Genomic DNA, 2,555 nt, shown 5'->3' with positions numbered 1-2,555 from the left:
TCTATGCGGGCGCGCCGCACGGCATGTGCAGCACGCACGTCGACCAGGTGAATCAGGATCTGCTCGCGTTCCTGAAAGCGTAATTAAACGCGCTTTAAAGCAGCCATAAAAGCCGCCCGATAGCGATATCGGGCGGCTTTTTAATTGGTGCAAATACGGCATTCAAGCCATAGCCGCTTTCATAACGCTTCAGGTTTTAGACAGGACTTTAAGGCGGCCGCTCTCTAATCTGTAGCCCAGAAATGCACGGCCGGCTGCATCGGAACATCGTGCGCAATCCTGCCGATCCACCTCGACACCTGAACGGAGCTTCACATGGCTTTTGAACTGCTGACCCCTGACACCTGCGCACTCGCGCTGATAGATCACCAGCCGCAGATGTTCTTCGGCACGCACTCGCATGAGCGCACCACGGTCCTGCACAACGTGCAGATTCTCGCCAAGGCCGCGAAGCTCTTCAAGGTGCCGACCATTCTCACGACCATCGCCGCCGATTCGTTCAGCGGCCATCTGCTGCCCGAAGTACAGGCGGTGTTTCCTGAAATCAAGCCGATCGACCGCACCTCGATGAACTCGTGGGAAGACAAGGGCTTTCGCGAGGCGATCAAGGCCACGGGCCGCAAGAAGATCGTGATCGCGGGTTTGTGGACCGAAGTGTGCGTCACGTTCCCGACCATCCAGATGCTGGCGGAAGGCTTCGAAATCTATGTGCCGACCGACGCCTGCGGCGACATCACGGAAGAAGCGCACGAGCGCGCCGTGCAGCGCATCGTCCAGGCGGGCGCGGTGCCGATGAACTCGCTGCAGTTCATGTGCGAACTGCAACGCGACTGGGCGCGCGGCGAGACCTACGAAGGTTGCATGGACATCTTCAAGGCGCACAGCGCTTACGGCATTGGCGTGCGTTACGCGAAGCAGATCCTCGGCGAACACGCGAGCGAGGCGGGCTGATAGCGGGCTGGCGCGCGGTGTCCAGAGCGGCACCGTGCGCTTCACGTATTGCAGGCACCGCACGTAACCACGCACTAAACAGGAGAGCGTCGATGAGCGCCCTTGATCAACCTCGCCGCATCGCCGACCTGGTGATTTACAACGGCAAGATCGCCACCCAGGACGAGCGCCGCTCGTTCTCGACCGCGCTGGCGGTTGCCGACGGCAAGATCGTTGCGAGCGGCAACGACCGCGATGTCATGCAATGGGCGCGCGACGACGCACGCCGTATCGATCTGAATGGCCGCACCGTGATTCCGGGTCTCAACGACTCGCATCTGCACGTGATCCGCGGTGGCCTGAATTTCAACATGGAGCTGCGCTGGGATGGTGTGCCGTCACTGCGCGACGCGCTGCAGATGCTGCGCGAGCAGGTCGCCCGCACGCCCGCCCCGCAATGGGTGCGTGTGGTGGGCGGCTGGAACGAATTCCAGTTCGAGGAAAAACGCGGCCCGACGCTCGAAGAAATCAACGCGATCGCGCCCGATACGCCAGTCTTCATCCTGCACCTCTACGATAGCGCGCTGCTCAATGCAGCGGCGCTGCGCGCGGCCGGCTACGACCGCGACACGCCGAACCCGCCGGGCGGCGAAATCCAGCGCGACAAGCGAGGCAATCCCACCGGCATGCTGATTGCGCGCCCCAATGCAGGGCTGCTTTACGCAACGCTCGCGAAGGGCCCGAAGCTCGCGCTGGAAGATCAAAAGAATTCGTCGCGCCAGTTCATGCGCGAGCTGAACCGTCTGGGCGTGACGAGCGCAATCGACGCGGGCGGCGGATATCAGGCCTATCCGGAGGACTACGAAGTCATTATGGATCTGGCGAAGCAGGACCAGTTGACGGTACGCATCGCCTACAACCTGTTCACGCAGAACGCGAAGCGCGAGATCGAGGACTTCGCCAAATGGGTCAAGGCCACGCGTCCCGGCGATGGCGACGACTTCCTCAAGGTCAACGGCGCGGGCGAGATGCTGGTGTTCTCCGCCGCCGACTTCGAAGACTTCCTGGAGCCGCGCCCCGATCTGCCAGACGGAATGGAGCAGGAGCTTGAAGACGTCGTGCGCCTGCTGGTGCAAAACCGCTGGCCGTGGCGACTGCACGCGACTTACGACGAATCGATCGAGCGCTTTCTGAACGTATTCGAGCGCGTGAACCGGGACACGCCGTTCAACGGCCTGCGCTGGTTCTTCGACCACTGCGAGACGATTTCCCCGCGCAATATCGAGCGCATTGCGGCACTGGGCGGCGGCATCGCCGTGCAGCACCGTATGGCGTTTCAGGGCGAATACTTCATCTCGCGCTACGGCGCCGAAGCCGCCGCGCGCACGCCGCCGGTGCGCCAGATGCTCGAAGCGGGTCTGCCCGTGGGCGCTGGCACCGACGCGACGCGCGTGGCGAGCTACAACCCGTTCGTCTCGCTCTATTGGCTCGTCTCAGGCCGCACCGTTGGCGGTACGCAGATGTACGCACAGCGCGACCGGCTCGAACGCATGGAGGCCTTGCGTCGCTATACCGTGGGCAGCGCATGGTTCTCGAACGACGAGACGAAAAAGGGTGCGCTCGTG

General features: G+C 62.6%; 2 protein-coding genes. Both read left to right on the top strand.

Going from position 1 to position 2,555, the window contains the following annotated elements; all coding sequences use genetic code 11:
- Positions 1 to 315 precede the first annotated feature (315 nt).
- Positions 316 to 951 (top strand): hydrolase, encoded by a 636-nt coding sequence (locus VG320_RS00080; protein WP_327198153.1) that lies wholly within the window; start codon positions 316 to 318, stop codon positions 949 to 951.
- 92 nt (positions 952 to 1,043) lie between these two features.
- Positions 1,044 to 2,555, top strand: a 1,512-nt coding sequence (locus VG320_RS00075; protein WP_327198152.1) for an amidohydrolase, incomplete at its 3' end; no start/stop codon positions are given.

The sequence above is a fragment of the Paraburkholderia sp. genome, from assembly GCF_035948235.1.
In the GTDB taxonomy this organism is placed as follows: Bacteria; Pseudomonadota; Gammaproteobacteria; order Burkholderiales; family Burkholderiaceae; genus Paraburkholderia.
This window is presented reverse-complemented; position numbering and strand designations above follow the sequence as displayed.